This is a genomic window from Streptomyces sp. NPDC004561, assembly GCF_053602155.1.
This window is the reverse complement of record NZ_JBSGDB010000280.1, coordinates 1-11,927: the sequence shown is the minus strand read 5'-3', so window position 1 is coordinate 11,927 and position 11,927 is coordinate 1. Positions and strand designations below refer to the sequence as shown.

The following is an 11,927-nucleotide window of genomic DNA, read 5'->3' as shown; positions in this document are numbered from 1 at the left end:
GCCTCCGACGCGCGCGGCGTGGGCGGCCGTACGTCGGCCAGGCCCTGCGCCTCGCGGGCGGCGATCTCCTTGAGCCGCAGCGACAGTTGCAGGGTGCTGGGCCGGTCCTCGGGATCCTTCGCCAGGCAGGCCCGGATCAGCGGCGCGAGCGCGTCGGGTACGCCGTGCAGTTGCGGCTCCTCGTGCACCACCCGGTACAGCATCACCTCGGAACTGCCGTGCCCGAAGGGCGAGTCACCGGTCGAGGCGTAGGCCAGGGTCGCGCCCAGCGAGAACACGTCCGTCGCCGGGGTGACCGCGGCACCGCGCACCTGCTCGGGGGCGAGGAAGCCGGGGGAGCCGACGGCGGTGCCCACATGGGTGAGCGTGGAGGCGCCCGTGGACCAGGCGATGCCGAAGTCGATGATCCGCGGACCCTTGGGGGACAGCAGGATGTTGGAGGGCTTCAGGTCCCGGTGGACGACACCGGCCTCGTGCACCGCGACCAGGCCCTCGGACAGGGCCGCGCCGACCGCCGCGGTGTCGGCAGCGCAGAGCGGTCCCTCGTCGGCGACCTTGTCGTGCAGGGAGGGCCCGGGCACGTACTGCGTCGCGAACCAGGGCCGGTCGGCCTCCAGGTCCGCCGCCACCAGCCGGGCGGTGCAGCCGCCCCGGATGCGCCGGGCCGCCGAGACCTCGCGCGCGAAACGCGACCGGAACTCCTGGTCCTCGGCGAGGTCGGGCCGGATGACCTTCAGCGCGACCCGCTGGCCCTTCTTGTCGGAGCCGAGATAGACCACGCCCATCCCGCCCGCCCCGAGCCGTCGGTGAAGCCTGAACGAGCCGACGACGCGCGGGTCCTCGCGCCTCAGGCGCATCATCGCCATGTTCATCCCCGCTGCCCGGTCCCTGTGACGTGGCACAGCTTACGTTTCCCGAGCCGCCCGCGCGCAGAGGCCGCGCCCTCTCGGCGGGACGGATTGTGGGCACCGCCCGAACGAGGTGAAACACGGTCAGGAAGCCACCTCCCCAAGTGCCCTTGAGTACTCGGCTCCTTCAACCCGTCGAGATCACAGGGTGGTTGGACCCGCCCCGTCCGTTCGCCCCCGACCTCCCGGCCCTCCCGGAACGCCGCCGCGCACGCTCCCCCGCACCCCGCGCCGAGGGCCTCCGGAACGGCACCGGACAGCCGTCCAGGGCCCGTGGCGAGTGATCGAAGTCACTCCATTCGACCCGCCGGATGCTTCGGAAATGACGGACACGGCGGGCGGCCCCTCGGGGAAGACCCTGAGACCTGGGACCGTGTCTCCACCCAGGGGAGTAGTCCGCAGGTCATGGCTCATCCTCCGGGAGGCCCGGCAATCGGTACGAGGGCATGACGCCCGTTGCGTCCCGCACGCCTACATTTGAGGTCAAGCGGCGGGTGCAGCACTCGTCCCCCGAGGTCAGGCACCCGCCGCTGCCGATGACAAATGAAACGGTCAGGAGAGGGACCATGGCCCACACGGCACCGCGACGCACCACGTTCGCCCCCCGCCGGACGGGCCGCCGCCACCCCTTGGTGGCGACGCTCATGGCCCTTCCCCTGGCGGCCCTGCTCCTGCTCGTCTTCGACGGCTGGGAGACGGTGGCCACACAGGCGTCGTCCGTGGGTGCGATGCTGGGGCGCTGAGCGGCGACCCCAGGCCCGGAAGAGCGGTCCGGGCGGGGATCCATCCCATGAAACCCCGTGGGGACGGGGGTACGGCGGACGGCACAAATGCCGGCGCAGCTGGGGAGCTGCGCCGGCATTGCGCCGTTCACGGGGCGGTCACCGCAGTCGCGGGAAGTCGTGCCGCTGGGGCGGCACGGGTGGGCGCTGGCCCTACCCCCTCTGGAGGAGGCACAACCCCGTCTCCCATCGCCCCCGGTACCCCGCCCCAGCCCGCCGCCCAGGCGTACGCTCAGCCGAACACCCCGACCCCCGAGGCCCCCGTGACCCTCCTCCGCGCGCTCGCCGCCAGGGCGACCGCCGCCGCCCATCCCCGACCCGGCGGCGCCCCCTGCGCCTGCGGCGACGCCACCCTCGCCGACCGCTCCGACGCCACCGTCGTACGCCATGCGGACACCGTCGCGAAGGCCCACGCCCCCGGCACCGACCCCACCGAGCTGACCCTCCGCCTGGGCACGGCCGCCCGCCTCCCCGGCATCCTCCTGCCCCCGCTCGCCCCCGCCCCCACCCCGCTGCACGACCGCCTGGTGACCCTGTGGCCGTACGGCGCCCCCGTGGACCCGGACGACCCGGCCGCCGCGCCCTGGGAGGCCGCCGGCACGCTGCTCGCCCGGCTGCACGGCACGGCCGTACCCGACGCCCTGCCCCCGATGCGCGGCCCCGCCAAAGCCGCCCGCGCCATGCGGCGGCTCGGCGAGGCCACCCGTGCCCGGTCCCACGCGGCGGCCCGGCCCGTTCGGCAGGCCTGGGCCGCCCTGCCCGCCTGGGCCCGTGCCGAGGCCCCCATGCCCGGTCCGGCGGTCCTCTGCCACGGTGATCTGCATCTCGGCCAGCTGCTCCGGCACCCGGCGCCCGACGGCCCGTGGAGACTGATCGACGTCGACGACCTGGGGGTCGGCGTCCCGGCCTGGGACCTCGCGCGCCCCGCCGCCTGGTACGCCTGCGGACTCCTCCCGCCCGGCGAGTGGACCCGTTTCCTGACCTCCTACCGGCGGGCCGGCGGCCCGGCCGTCCCTGAGGAAGGCGATCCCTGGCCGGCCCTGGACGTCGCGGCCCGGGCGCTCACCGTGCAGACGGCCGCCCTGGCGATCACGAAGGCGATGGCCGCGGACCGCCCGCTGGACGAGGTGGAGCAGGCCGTCGTCGACGCCTGCGCCCGGATGACGTCCGTGCCGTCGCCCGCCAGTTGAATCACGGTTCGCCGCGTCCGCGTGCAACCGCCCGCGCCCGAGCGGAGTCTGTCCTGGGGAAACACGAAGCAGGACCGACCGGCGAGGAGTTGAGCCGACGATGCATTGTCCGAAGTGCCATGCGCCCATGCACACCTACAACCGCAACGGCATCCAGATCGAGCAGTGCAGCGGCTGCCGGGGCATCTTCCTCGACTACGGCGAGCTGGAGGCGCTGACCCAGCTGGAGTCCCAGTGGTCCAGGCCCGTCCCCCCGGCCCCGCAGGCGTACCCCGCGCCGCCCGCGCCCGCCTGGGGCGCCCCGCACGGCGGCCACCACGGCGGCGGCCACGGTCACTACGAGCACCACGGACACCACGGGCACAAGAGCTTCACCCACATGCTGTTCTCCAGCTGAGCGGGCACGAAGAAGCCCCCGGTCGCAGGACCGGGGGCTTCGGTGTGTGGACGATACTGGGATTGAACCAGTGACCTCTTCCGTGTCAGGGAAGCGCTCTCCCGCTGAGCTAATCGCGCGGGTGTGGATCTTCGACGAGACCCGTGGATCTTCGAGAAGATCCAGTGGACGATACTGGGATTGAACCAGTGACCTCTTCCGTGTCAGGGAAGCGCTCTCCCGCTGAGCTAATCGTCCTTGGAGGTGGAGACGGGATTTGAACCCGTGTAGACGGCTTTGCAGGCCGTTGCCTCGCCTCTCGGCCACTCCACCAGGAGTGTAGGGGATCGGGACGACCCCTTCTTCCTTCGAGCGGACGACGAGGCTCGAACTCGCGACCTCAACCTTGGCAAGGTTGCGCTCTACCAACTGAGCTACGTCCGCCTGTCGTTTCGGTGCGCTTGAGCGTCCCGGCGACGTGTTGAACTCTAGCGGATTCCCGGGCCAGTACAAAAACGCGTTTGCGCAGCGTGCTGCGCTGCACCCGGCGGACCTCCCGGCCGGGGCCGTCGCCGGGACATCCCCGGGCCACCTCCCGGACACCCGCCCTAGACTCGACCACGTGCTCCACCACCCTTCCGGCCTGCCCCCGCTGGCCCGCTTCGGCGACCGTCTCGCCACCGGCCTCCTCGACGTCACCCGCGATCCGGCCGCCCTGGACTCCTCCGGCTTCTGGGCCGTGTGCGCCGACTTCGAGGGCCGGCTGACCTGCGCCCGCTTCGCGGACGTACGCCGGCGGCCGGTGCCCGCCCCGGTGCCCGGCGGCTGGCGGGGCCCGGCGGTGGGGGACTGGACGTCCTCCCTGGACCGGGCCGCGTACACGGCGGCCGTCCACCGGATCCGCGAGTACATCGCGGCCGGCGAGGTCTACCAGGCCAACCTCTGCCGGGTGCTCAGCGCGCCGGTCCCCCCGGACGCCGACGTGGACGCCCTGACCGCCCTGCTGGCCCGCGGCAACCCGGCGCCGTACGCGGGGACGATCCGGCTGCCGGAGCACGGCGTGGAGATAGCCACCGCCTCGCCCGAGCTGTTCCTGCGCCGGGACGGCCGGACCGTGGAGTCGGGCCCCATCAAGGGCACCGGGCGCACCGAGGCGGACCTCCTGGAGAAGGACTACGCCGAGAACGTGATGATCGTGGACCTGGTCCGCAACGACATCGGGCGCGTGTGCGCCACCGGCAGCGTGTCCGTCCCGGACCTGTGCGCCGTGGAGAAGCACCCCGGCCTCGTCCACCTCGTCTCCACGGTCCGCGGCGAGCTGCGCGCGGGGGCCGGCTGGCCGGACCTGCTCGCCGCCGCCTTCCCGCCGGGTTCCGTCACCGGCGCGCCGAAGTCGAGCGCCCTGAGGATCATCGAGGCGCTGGAGACGGCACCGCGCGGCCCGTACTGCGGCGGCATCGGCTGGGTCGACGCCGACGGGGGCACCGGCGAGCTGGCCGTGGGCATCCGCACCTTCTGGATCGACCGCGCGGCGGGCGCCCTGCGCTTCGGCACCGGAGCCGGCATCACCTGGGGATCGGATCCCGAGGGGGAGTGGCGGGAGACCGAGCTGAAGGCGTCCCGTCTGCTCGCGGTAGCGTCGGGGGCGTACGAGGAACACGAGGCCGGCGGGGCGGGCGGCGACGAAGGGGCGCGCACATGAGGATCTGGCTGGACGGCGGGCTGCGGGACCTGGAAGCGGCCCGGGTATCCGTCTTCGATCACGGGCTGACCGTCGGCGACGGCATCTTCGAGACCGTGAAGGCGGCCGACGGGAGGACCTTCGCGCTCACCCGGCACCTGGACCGGCTGACCCGCTCGGCCCGGGGCCTCGGCCTGCCCGACCCCGACCACGACGAGGTCCGCGAGGCCTGCGCGGCGGTCCTGGAGGCCAACCCGATGCCGCTAGGCCGGCTGCGGATCACCTACACCGGCGGCCACGGCCCGCTCGGCTCCGACCGCGGCGAGCACGGCCCGACCCTCATGGTCGCCCTCGGCGAGACCACCCGCCGCCCGGACTCCACCGCGGTGATCACCGTGCCCTGGACGCGCAACGAGCGCGGCGCGCTCACCGGCCTGAAGACGACCTCGTACGCCGAGAACGTGGTCGCCCTGGCCCGCGCCCACGAACACGGCGCGTCCGAGGCCCTGTTCGGCAACACGGTCGGCCGGCTCTGCGAGGGCACCGGGTCGAACGTCTTCGTCGTCCTGGACGGCGAGCTCCACACCCCGCCGGTCGCCTCCGGCTGCCTCCCCGGCATCACGCGTGCCCTGGCCGTCGAATGGACGGGCGCCAAGGAGACCGACCTTCCCCTGGAGGTGCTGGAGCAGGCCGACGAGGTCTTCCTGACCTCCACGCTGCGCGACGTCCAGGCCGTGCACCGGGTCGACGAACGGGAACTGCCCGGCGCCCCGGGCCCGGTGACCGCCAAGGCGATGCGGATCTTCGACGAGCGTTCCGGGCAGGACCTGGACCCCTGAGCCCGGAAAACGGGCTGACTCGGCCGGTCGGCGGGGGTAGAACTCCAGTGATGACCACGACCCTGCGGCCGGCCGAGCCGCTTCAGCAGCACCCCGACGGGACGCGCTCGCGCCGGTACCAGGTGTGTGTGAACAGCCGTCCCGTCGGCGAGATCAGCCTCGGCACCTCGCCGTCCTTCGGTGACGCGGTGGCCCGTGTCCGCGATCTGCGGATCGCCGAGCCCGACCGGCGCCGCGGCCGGGGCACGGTCGCCGCGCTCGCCGCCGAGGAGGTGGCGCGCGGCTGGGGCTGCGGACAGATCGAGGCCCTCGTCCCCGCCTCGGCGGAGGCCGCACTGCGGCTGTTCGGCACCCTCGGCTACACGCTGCGCAACCGCGGCATGGAGAAACACCTCGGCACCACCCCGCCCGAACTGCCGCAGGGCAGCAGCGCGCGGCCGATGACCGGGGCCGAATTCGAGAAGTGGCGCGAGCACGAGAGCGAGCGCTACGCGCGCACGTGGATGGAACGGGGCGTCCCCGAGGCGGCGGCCCGCGCCAAGGCCCGCGACGACCACGCGAGGCTGCTGCCGGACGGGCTCGAGACCGACGGCATGGTCTTCAGCGTCCTGGAGCACGAGGGCATCGCGGTCGGCAGCCTGTGGGTGGCCCTGCAGGACACCAAGGCGTTCGTGTTCGACGTCCAGGCCGACGCGGCCCATCGCGGCCGGGGGCACGGCCGGGCGCTCATGCTGCTCGCGGAGCGCCAGGCGATCGAGGCGGGCCGGCCGGTCCTCGGCCTCAACGTGTTCGCGGGCAACACCCCGGCCGAGCGGCTGTACGAGTCGCTCGGCTACGAGACGGTGACCCGCTCCCTCTCCAAGCCCCTGCTGTAGGGCTCAGGCGTCCTGCCCGCCCAGCAGCCGGTCCACGATCTCCTCGAGCCGCTCGCGCAGGCCCTCCTGGCTCTTGCCGCCGTCCAGGCGCTCGCCTCCGATGACGTAGGTCGGCGTGCCGGTGACGCCGATCGCCTTGCCCTCGGCCTGGTCGGCGTCGACGATGAGGATGTGCCGGCCGTCGATCAGCGCGGTGTCGAACTCCTCGGCGTCCAGGCCGAGTTCGCGGGCCACCTCGACCAGGAGGGGTTCTCCCGCGCGGTCCAGCTCCTCGACCCGGGCCAGCACGGCCTCCACGTACGGCCAGCCCTTGCCCTGCTCCAGCGCCTCCTCGGCGGCCTGGGCGGCGGCGAAGGCGTGCTTGTGCTTCTCCAGCGGGAAGTGCCGCAGCCGCAGCTCCAGCCGGTCGCCGTAGCGGGCGCGCAGGGCGCGGACGTCGTCCAGGGCGGTGCGGCAGTCGGGGCACTGCAGTTCGCACCAGACGTCGAGGACGAGGGCATCGGTGGGTGCGGGGGAGGAGTCGCTCATGCGCTCAGTCTTCCAGGCCGTAAGCGGGCGACCCAATCGGGACGGCGGGACCGGCACCTCGGGTGGAGTCGACCCGGACCTGGGGAGGAGATGACCCTGACCTCGGGAGGAGACAACCCGGACCTGGGGAGGAGATGACCCTGACCTCGGGAGGAGACGACCCGGAGATCTCCCTGATGTCCGGCCGGAGCATGGCCTCGCGCGGTCCTCGCGGTGCAGGATGGAAGGGACGAAGCGCCGCACCTCGGCCCGGCCGATGTGCAGCTCCCGTCGCGTTCCAGCTTCCCTGCCACCCGACCGAGCCCGCCAGGAGGACCGGATGATTGCCGAGACCGTCTGCTCCGCCGTGTCCGCGGCGGGCCTGGGTATCGCGGTGGTCACGGCCTACCGCAGGCGTTTCCTGTCGGCGGCCCGCATCGCCGCCTACTCGCTGGTGCCGATCGGCCTGGTGATGACGGGTGTCGTCGGCTGGCTCTCGGACACCGCCTTCAGCCCGACCGCCTGGGCGGGCTTCGGGGTGCTGGGCGCGGCCTGGCTGCTGTTCGCCGGCACCCGCGCCGTCGAGCGCCGCCGTGCCGGCACCGGATCCGCGGGCAGGGCGGCCGAGGGGGCGCGGCCGGACGCGGTGGCGCCCGCGGCCTCGGCGCCGTCCCTCGGGCAGGGGAGGGCCCCTGCGGCCCGCCCCGCCACCGCACCCCGGTCCACCGGTTCTGCCGGCTCCGCCGGTTCGGGCGAGGACTTCAGCGACATCGAGGCCATCCTCAAGAAGCACGGCATATGACGATCACATGACTGGCTGAAACGACACAGTGGGTCTGTGGACGTCCGGAAACGATCACCAGCCGGACGAGACCTCACGGTATTCGGCGAACTCCCGCAAGATCCGAGTGTGTTGATCGCGCGCGGGGTGCCGCGTGCGCCATCATCGGCCGCGAGATGCTGGACACGACACAGAGCGAGGCCGCGCCGCCGAAGGACGAGCCGCGCGGGTGCCTCTTCGCCCTTTCCCAGCCACCGCTGATGATCTTCCTAGCGGTGATCGGGTGTCTGATCCTCATGGCAGCGCTGCACGACCTGCTGTTGCTGTGAGCCGTACGCGTCCGTCCCGGCGCCACCCGCCGGGACCGGCGTCGCCCCCGGGTGTCCCGTGCTCAGCCCGTCGCTTCCTTGCGCCGGGCCCGGTAGGCGGCCACATGGAGCCGGTTGCCGCAGGTACGGCTGTCGCAGTAGCGGCGCGAACGGTTGCGGGAGAGATCCACGAAGGCGCGCCGGCAGTCGGGCGCCTCGCAGCGCCGCAGCCGCTCCTGCTCCCCGGCCACCACGAAGAAGGCCAGCGCCATCCCGCAGTCGGCGGCGAGATGGTCCGCCACGGAGGCGCCGGGCGCGAAGTAGTGCACATGCCAGTCGTAGCCGTCGTGGTCGGTCAGGCGCGGGGTGGTGCCCGCGGCCGCGACCAGCTCGTTGATCAACCCGGCGGCGGCCCGGGCGTCCGGGGCCGCGAAGATCGCGGCGAACCGTCCCCGGACCTTGCGCACCGCCGAGAGGTCGAGCTCCGACAGCACCCCGACATCGCTTATTTTGTGGTTTCCTACGAAATCCACGAGAGCTGCGATGTCGGACAGTCCGTCCGACGCCGTCTCGTCGTCCTCCGGCGCGGTGTTCACCAGATCCACCACGGTGTCGAGGGCGCACCGGGTGTCGTGGGTGATCAGCACGTTTCGCTCCCTGGCCTGGGGGGTCGGGCGGCCGCCCGCCGATGCTGGCCGATGGTAGCGACAACGGCGCCCACCGCACCGGTCCCTGCCCGACCTCGACTGCCCCTAGAACGCCTCCGTGCGCCAGGTTGGTTCCCGGCGCCGCGGAGGGGCCCCCGGACCGCTCGCGCGCGGACAGGCCCCCGCCGTTCCGTGAGCGCTCACGGTGACGGCGCCGGCCTGTGCCGTATGCGGTTGTCTTGGCCCGAGCCGTCTCCCCGAGTGGACGGCGCCGGGCTGCTCTGAAGGGCCGCGGCCTAGCTCTCCGCCAGGATGTGGGAGAGCTCCTGATCCAGATCGAAGTGCCGGTGCTCCGTGCCTGGCGGCACGGCGGCGTCGGTTCGCTTCAGGAAGGACTCGAGGGCCCGCGCCGGGGCCTCGAGCAGGGCCTCCCCCTCCGGGGAGCTGAGGGCGATGCACACGACGCCCTGACCATGACTGCGCGATGGCCAGACGCGGACGTCGCCGGTGCCGGTGGGCCTGTGCAGCCCCTCGGCGAGGAGGTCGCGGGCGAACACCCACTCGACGGTCTCCTCGGCTCCGGTGTGGAAGGTGGCGTGCACGGCGTAGGGGTCGGCCGTGTCGTACCGCAGGCCTGCGGGGACAGGCAGGGAGGACTCGCTCGACACAACGAGGCGCAGGTGCAGCTCGCAGCTGACCGTGGTGTTCATAAGCGCCAGGGCCTTTCGCTCAGTGTGCGCTCGGGGATTCGCACGTCGGCGAAATCGACATGCCACCTACGGTGCCGTTGTAAACCCCTCTGAGGGTTTTGCGTGTCTTTACGTAACTCTTCCGGCCGAGAACTCGTACCGGATCTACGACCATTTCAGTGACCTGATTCACTCCGGTAGGGTTTGTCTGTATGAATACGGGGAGTGACGATCCGGGCGAGGGCGTCATGTCGGCGGACAAGCCGGGGACGGGCGAACAGCGGGCCGCCGGGGACGCGCCCGGGCGGGAGAGCACGCGCGGGCTCGGTTCCCGGGCGCCCGAATTCATCAAGGCGCGCCGGTTTCTGCACCTGAGCTGGCAGGTCGGCGTCTTCGTCGTCGGCCTCGCGGTCGTCGTCGCCGGCGTGATCATGCTGCCGCTGCCCGGACCCGGCTGGGTGGTGATCTTCGGTGGCATGGCGATCTGGGCGACCGAGTTCGTCTGGGCCCAGCTCGTGCTCCGCTGGACCAGGCGCAAGGTCACCGAGGCGGCCCAGCGGGCCCTCGACCCCAGGGTGCGCCGCCGCAACATCACCCTGACCGTGATCGGGCTCGTGATCGTCGCGGTGCTGGTCGCGATCTACGTCTGGAAGTTCGGCCTCGTCATGCCCTGGAGGCTCAAGAACCAGTGAGCCGCTCCCGGTTCCCGTCCGGCCTCTGGTCGGAGGCAGCCCCTGACATGGGGTAATGTTCTTCCTGCGCCCGGGCGATTAGCTCAGTGGGAGAGCGCTTCGTTCACACCGAAGAGGTCACTGGTTCGAACCCAGTATCGCCCACCCGGACCACGGCCCACCTGCGAGAAAGCAGGTGGGCCGTTGGCGTTCCCCGGTCCCCCGAGCGCCCCGCGCGCGCGAGCGCGGCGGATCCGCACCGGCCTGCGAGGGCGCCACGGCGTCCGGGGCCCCGAGGCTCTGCCGGGTCGATCGCCGCGGTGGCGGATCGGCGGTCCGGCGGCGCCCCGGCGTGCCGCGGCGACCGGGAGGTGTACGGCGGGCCGACTGCCGCGGCAGCGGATCCCACGGCCACGCCGAACCCACTCGCGCGGTGACGGTGACGGAGCGCCGCGGCCGAGCGGCGGGATCCGGCCGCCGGGCACGGAGGCGCACCCCGGGCGGGCCCGCGAAGTTCCCGGTGCGGGCCGCCGAGGGAAATCCTCCGGATGTTTTCGAAAATGCCGTCGGGTTTCTCAGGAAGTACGACAAGAGAGGAATTCTCCTTGCCCTCAAGTCACGGGTGCCGTCAGTCAATCTGAGCCCGGATCACTTCCGACCGGGCGTCACGAAGGCCGGCGAGACGGACGGCAAGCAGCTCGGAATTCCGGTCGGTTCCGCATCATGGCGCTCGGCGGCGACAAGGAGGCGCTCCATGAGGAAGGACGGACTCCGCCTCGACCGGACCGACCTGACGGAGCGGCGGACCGATGGCTGCGGGCCGGGAGCGTCCGCTGCTCGCCGGAGGCGGCAGCACCTACGGCCTCACCGAGCCGTAAGGGAGTAGTTGCCGACCGGACCGGCGACCGGACGCCGTAGTGCCGGTGAGTGGGGGAGCGCCGGCGCACGGGCGGCGGCGCTCCTCCCGCCGAGTGTGGTCCCCGTCACGGCGCGGCGCATGAGTACGCGTACTCAGAGCGGCCGTTGCGCACGGGCACACTCTGCCCATGGACTGGACGCACTACCGCTTCCGCACCCTGTGGTCCCTGCCCGTCCCGCCGGCCGCCGTGTACGCCGCGCTGGAGCGGGCCGAGGACTATCCCCGCTGGTGGCCGCAGGTGCGCTCGGTCACCCGGCTCGACGACACCACCGGCGTCCTCACCATCCGGTCCCTGCTGCCGTACGCCATGACCTTCACCGCACGGGAGACCCGCCGCGACCCGGCCGCCGGGATCCTGGAGATCTCCGTGTCCGGTGACATCGAGGGCTGGGCGCGCTGGACGGTCACCCCCGGGGGCCGTGGCACCCTGGCCCGCTACGACCAGGAGGTCGACGTGCGCAAGCCCCTGCTCAGGCGGCTCGCGGTACCGGGACGCCCGGTCTTCCGCGCCAATCACCGGCTGATGATGCGGGCCGGACGGCGCGGGCTGCTGCGGCACCTGGAAGCGGTTTGAAGGAACCGTGCCGGGACCTGTATTGTTCAGTGCGTTCCCGGGCGATTAGCTCAGTGGGAGAGCGCTTCGTTCACACCGAAGAGGTCACTGGTTCGAACCCAGTATCGCCCACCGGGAAAGAGCGGAAGCCCCGTGCCGTGCCTGGGCCGGAGCCACGTGCGGCGACTCAGCCGGCGCCCC

Annotated in this window: 14 protein-coding genes and 6 tRNA genes; 12 read left to right on the top strand and 8 right to left on the bottom strand. The window is 72.5% G+C overall.

From position 1 onward, the window contains the following. A partial coding sequence (locus ACWEN3_RS29765) for a serine/threonine-protein kinase (RefSeq protein WP_452976860.1) occupies positions 1 to 872 on the bottom strand: 872 nt, incomplete at its 3' end. Positions 873 to 1,474: 602 nt separating this feature from the next. Between ACWEN3_RS29765 and ACWEN3_RS29760 the strand changes: the two genes are divergently transcribed. The 3 genes from ACWEN3_RS29760 (at position 1,475) to ACWEN3_RS29750 (ending at position 3,277) form a co-directional block, all read left to right on the top strand. After that, positions 1,475 to 1,651, top strand: a complete 177-nt coding sequence (locus ACWEN3_RS29760; protein WP_023552040.1) for a hypothetical protein — start codon at positions 1,475 to 1,477, stop codon at positions 1,649 to 1,651. A 302-nt stretch (positions 1,652 to 1,953) separates the two neighbouring features. Next, positions 1,954 to 2,880: a phosphotransferase family protein gene (locus tag ACWEN3_RS29755; protein WP_452976857.1), complete on the top strand. Its 927-nt coding sequence runs from the start codon at positions 1,954 to 1,956 to the stop codon at positions 2,878 to 2,880. A gap of 100 nt (positions 2,881 to 2,980) precedes the next feature. Further along, positions 2,981 to 3,277 (top strand): TFIIB-type zinc ribbon-containing protein, encoded by a 297-nt coding sequence (locus ACWEN3_RS29750; RefSeq protein WP_452976855.1) that lies wholly within the window; start codon positions 2,981 to 2,983, stop codon positions 3,275 to 3,277. Positions 3,278 to 3,324: 47 nt separating this feature from the next. Here the strand turns inward: ACWEN3_RS29750 and ACWEN3_RS29745 are convergent. From ACWEN3_RS29745 to ACWEN3_RS29730, 4 genes are all read right to left on the bottom strand, one after another. Beyond that, a tRNA-Val gene (locus tag ACWEN3_RS29745) sits at positions 3,325 to 3,393 on the bottom strand. 49 nt (positions 3,394 to 3,442) lie between these two features. After that, positions 3,443 to 3,514 (bottom strand) — tRNA-Val (locus tag ACWEN3_RS29740). Between the two features lies 1 nt (position 3,515). Next, a tRNA-Cys gene (locus tag ACWEN3_RS29735) sits at positions 3,516 to 3,589 on the bottom strand. A gap of 38 nt (positions 3,590 to 3,627) precedes the next feature. Next, positions 3,628 to 3,700: transfer RNA gene (locus tag ACWEN3_RS29730), tRNA-Gly, on the bottom strand. A 178-nt stretch (positions 3,701 to 3,878) separates the two neighbouring features. Here ACWEN3_RS29730 and ACWEN3_RS29725 point away from each other — a divergent pair. From ACWEN3_RS29725 to ACWEN3_RS29715, 3 genes are read left to right on the top strand one after another with little or no spacing between them, the layout of a single operon-like run. Further along, positions 3,879 to 4,958, top strand: coding sequence for a chorismate-binding protein (locus tag ACWEN3_RS29725; protein WP_452976853.1), 1,080 nt, complete (start codon positions 3,879 to 3,881; stop codon positions 4,956 to 4,958). After that, a complete protein-coding gene (locus tag ACWEN3_RS29720; protein ID WP_452976851.1) occupies positions 4,955 to 5,776 on the top strand; it encodes an aminotransferase class IV in 822 nt (273 codons plus the stop codon). Before ACWEN3_RS29725 ends, ACWEN3_RS29720 begins: the two co-directional genes overlap by 4 nt. A 50-nt stretch (positions 5,777 to 5,826) precedes the next feature. Further along, on the top strand, positions 5,827 to 6,651 hold the full coding sequence (locus ACWEN3_RS29715; RefSeq protein WP_452976849.1) for a GNAT family N-acetyltransferase: 825 nt from the start codon (positions 5,827 to 5,829) through the stop codon (positions 6,649 to 6,651). 3 nt (positions 6,652 to 6,654) lie between these two features. Here ACWEN3_RS29715 and ACWEN3_RS29710 read toward each other — a convergent pair whose 3' ends face one another. Then, a complete protein-coding gene (locus tag ACWEN3_RS29710; protein ID WP_452976847.1) occupies positions 6,655 to 7,179 on the bottom strand; it encodes a DsbA family protein in 525 nt (174 codons plus the stop codon). A 319-nt stretch (positions 7,180 to 7,498) separates the two neighbouring features. On the opposite strand from ACWEN3_RS29710, the gene ACWEN3_RS29705 reads away from it, so the two are divergent. Both ACWEN3_RS29705 and ACWEN3_RS29700 read left to right on the top strand, forming a co-directional pair. Beyond that, positions 7,499 to 7,960: a hypothetical protein gene (locus ACWEN3_RS29705; protein ID WP_452976845.1), complete on the top strand. Its 462-nt coding sequence runs from the start codon at positions 7,499 to 7,501 to the stop codon at positions 7,958 to 7,960. 155 nt (positions 7,961 to 8,115) lie between these two features. After that, a complete protein-coding gene (locus ACWEN3_RS29700; protein ID WP_164932512.1) occupies positions 8,116 to 8,268 on the top strand; it encodes a hypothetical protein in 153 nt (50 codons plus the stop codon). A 62-nt stretch (positions 8,269 to 8,330) separates the two neighbouring features. Here ACWEN3_RS29700 and ACWEN3_RS29695 read toward each other — a convergent pair whose 3' ends face one another. Together ACWEN3_RS29695 and ACWEN3_RS29690 are read right to left on the bottom strand one after the other, a co-directional pair. Continuing rightward, entirely contained in the window at positions 8,331 to 8,894 is a 564-nt protein-coding gene (locus ACWEN3_RS29695; protein ID WP_452976843.1) for a CGNR zinc finger domain-containing protein, read from the bottom strand. Positions 8,895 to 9,190: 296 nt separating this feature from the next. Next, positions 9,191 to 9,604, bottom strand: coding sequence for an SsgA family sporulation/cell division regulator (locus ACWEN3_RS29690; RefSeq protein WP_004002642.1), 414 nt, complete (start codon positions 9,602 to 9,604; stop codon positions 9,191 to 9,193). 191 nt (positions 9,605 to 9,795) lie between these two features. Here ACWEN3_RS29690 and ACWEN3_RS29685 point away from each other — a divergent pair, with 191 nt between their 5' ends. The 4 genes from ACWEN3_RS29685 (at position 9,796) to ACWEN3_RS29670 (ending at position 11,858) form a co-directional block, all read left to right on the top strand. Then, positions 9,796 to 10,275 carry a TIGR02611 family protein gene (locus tag ACWEN3_RS29685; protein ID WP_452976840.1) on the top strand — a complete coding sequence of 160 codons (480 nt, stop codon included), beginning with the start codon at positions 9,796 to 9,798 and terminating at the stop codon, positions 10,273 to 10,275. Between the two features lie 72 nt (positions 10,276 to 10,347). Then, a tRNA-Val gene (locus tag ACWEN3_RS29680) sits at positions 10,348 to 10,419 on the top strand. Positions 10,420 to 11,300: 881 nt separating this feature from the next. After that, positions 11,301 to 11,747, top strand: coding sequence for an SRPBCC family protein (locus ACWEN3_RS29675; RefSeq protein WP_452976838.1), 447 nt, complete (start codon positions 11,301 to 11,303; stop codon positions 11,745 to 11,747). Between the two features lie 39 nt (positions 11,748 to 11,786). Next, positions 11,787 to 11,858, top strand: a tRNA-Val gene (locus tag ACWEN3_RS29670). The last annotated feature ends 69 nt before the right edge of the window (positions 11,859 to 11,927 follow it).

Excerpts from the sequence above, each read along its gene's own strand:
- ACWEN3_RS29760 (WP_023552040.1), top strand. The coding sequence starts at position 1,475 with ATGGCCCACACGGCACCGCGACGCACCACGTTCGCCCCCCGCCGGACG.
- ACWEN3_RS29750 (WP_452976855.1), top strand. The coding sequence starts at position 2,981 with ATGCATTGTCCGAAGTGCCATGCGCCCATGCACACCTACAACCGCAAC.
- ACWEN3_RS29720 (WP_452976851.1), top strand. The coding sequence starts at position 4,955 with ATGAGGATCTGGCTGGACGGCGGGCTGCGGGACCTGGAAGCGGCCCGG.
- ACWEN3_RS29715 (WP_452976849.1), top strand. The coding sequence starts at position 5,827 with ATGACCACGACCCTGCGGCCGGCCGAGCCGCTTCAGCAGCACCCCGAC.
- ACWEN3_RS29710 (WP_452976847.1), bottom strand. The coding sequence starts at position 7,179 with ATGAGCGACTCCTCCCCCGCACCCACCGATGCCCTCGTCCTCGACGTC.
- ACWEN3_RS29705 (WP_452976845.1), top strand. The coding sequence starts at position 7,499 with ATGATTGCCGAGACCGTCTGCTCCGCCGTGTCCGCGGCGGGCCTGGGT.
- ACWEN3_RS29700 (WP_164932512.1), top strand. The coding sequence starts at position 8,116 with ATGCTGGACACGACACAGAGCGAGGCCGCGCCGCCGAAGGACGAGCCG.
- ACWEN3_RS29690 (WP_004002642.1), bottom strand. The coding sequence starts at position 9,604 with ATGAACACCACGGTCAGCTGCGAGCTGCACCTGCGCCTCGTTGTGTCG.
- ACWEN3_RS29685 (WP_452976840.1), top strand. The coding sequence starts at position 9,796 with ATGAATACGGGGAGTGACGATCCGGGCGAGGGCGTCATGTCGGCGGAC.
- ACWEN3_RS29675 (WP_452976838.1), top strand. The coding sequence starts at position 11,301 with ATGGACTGGACGCACTACCGCTTCCGCACCCTGTGGTCCCTGCCCGTC.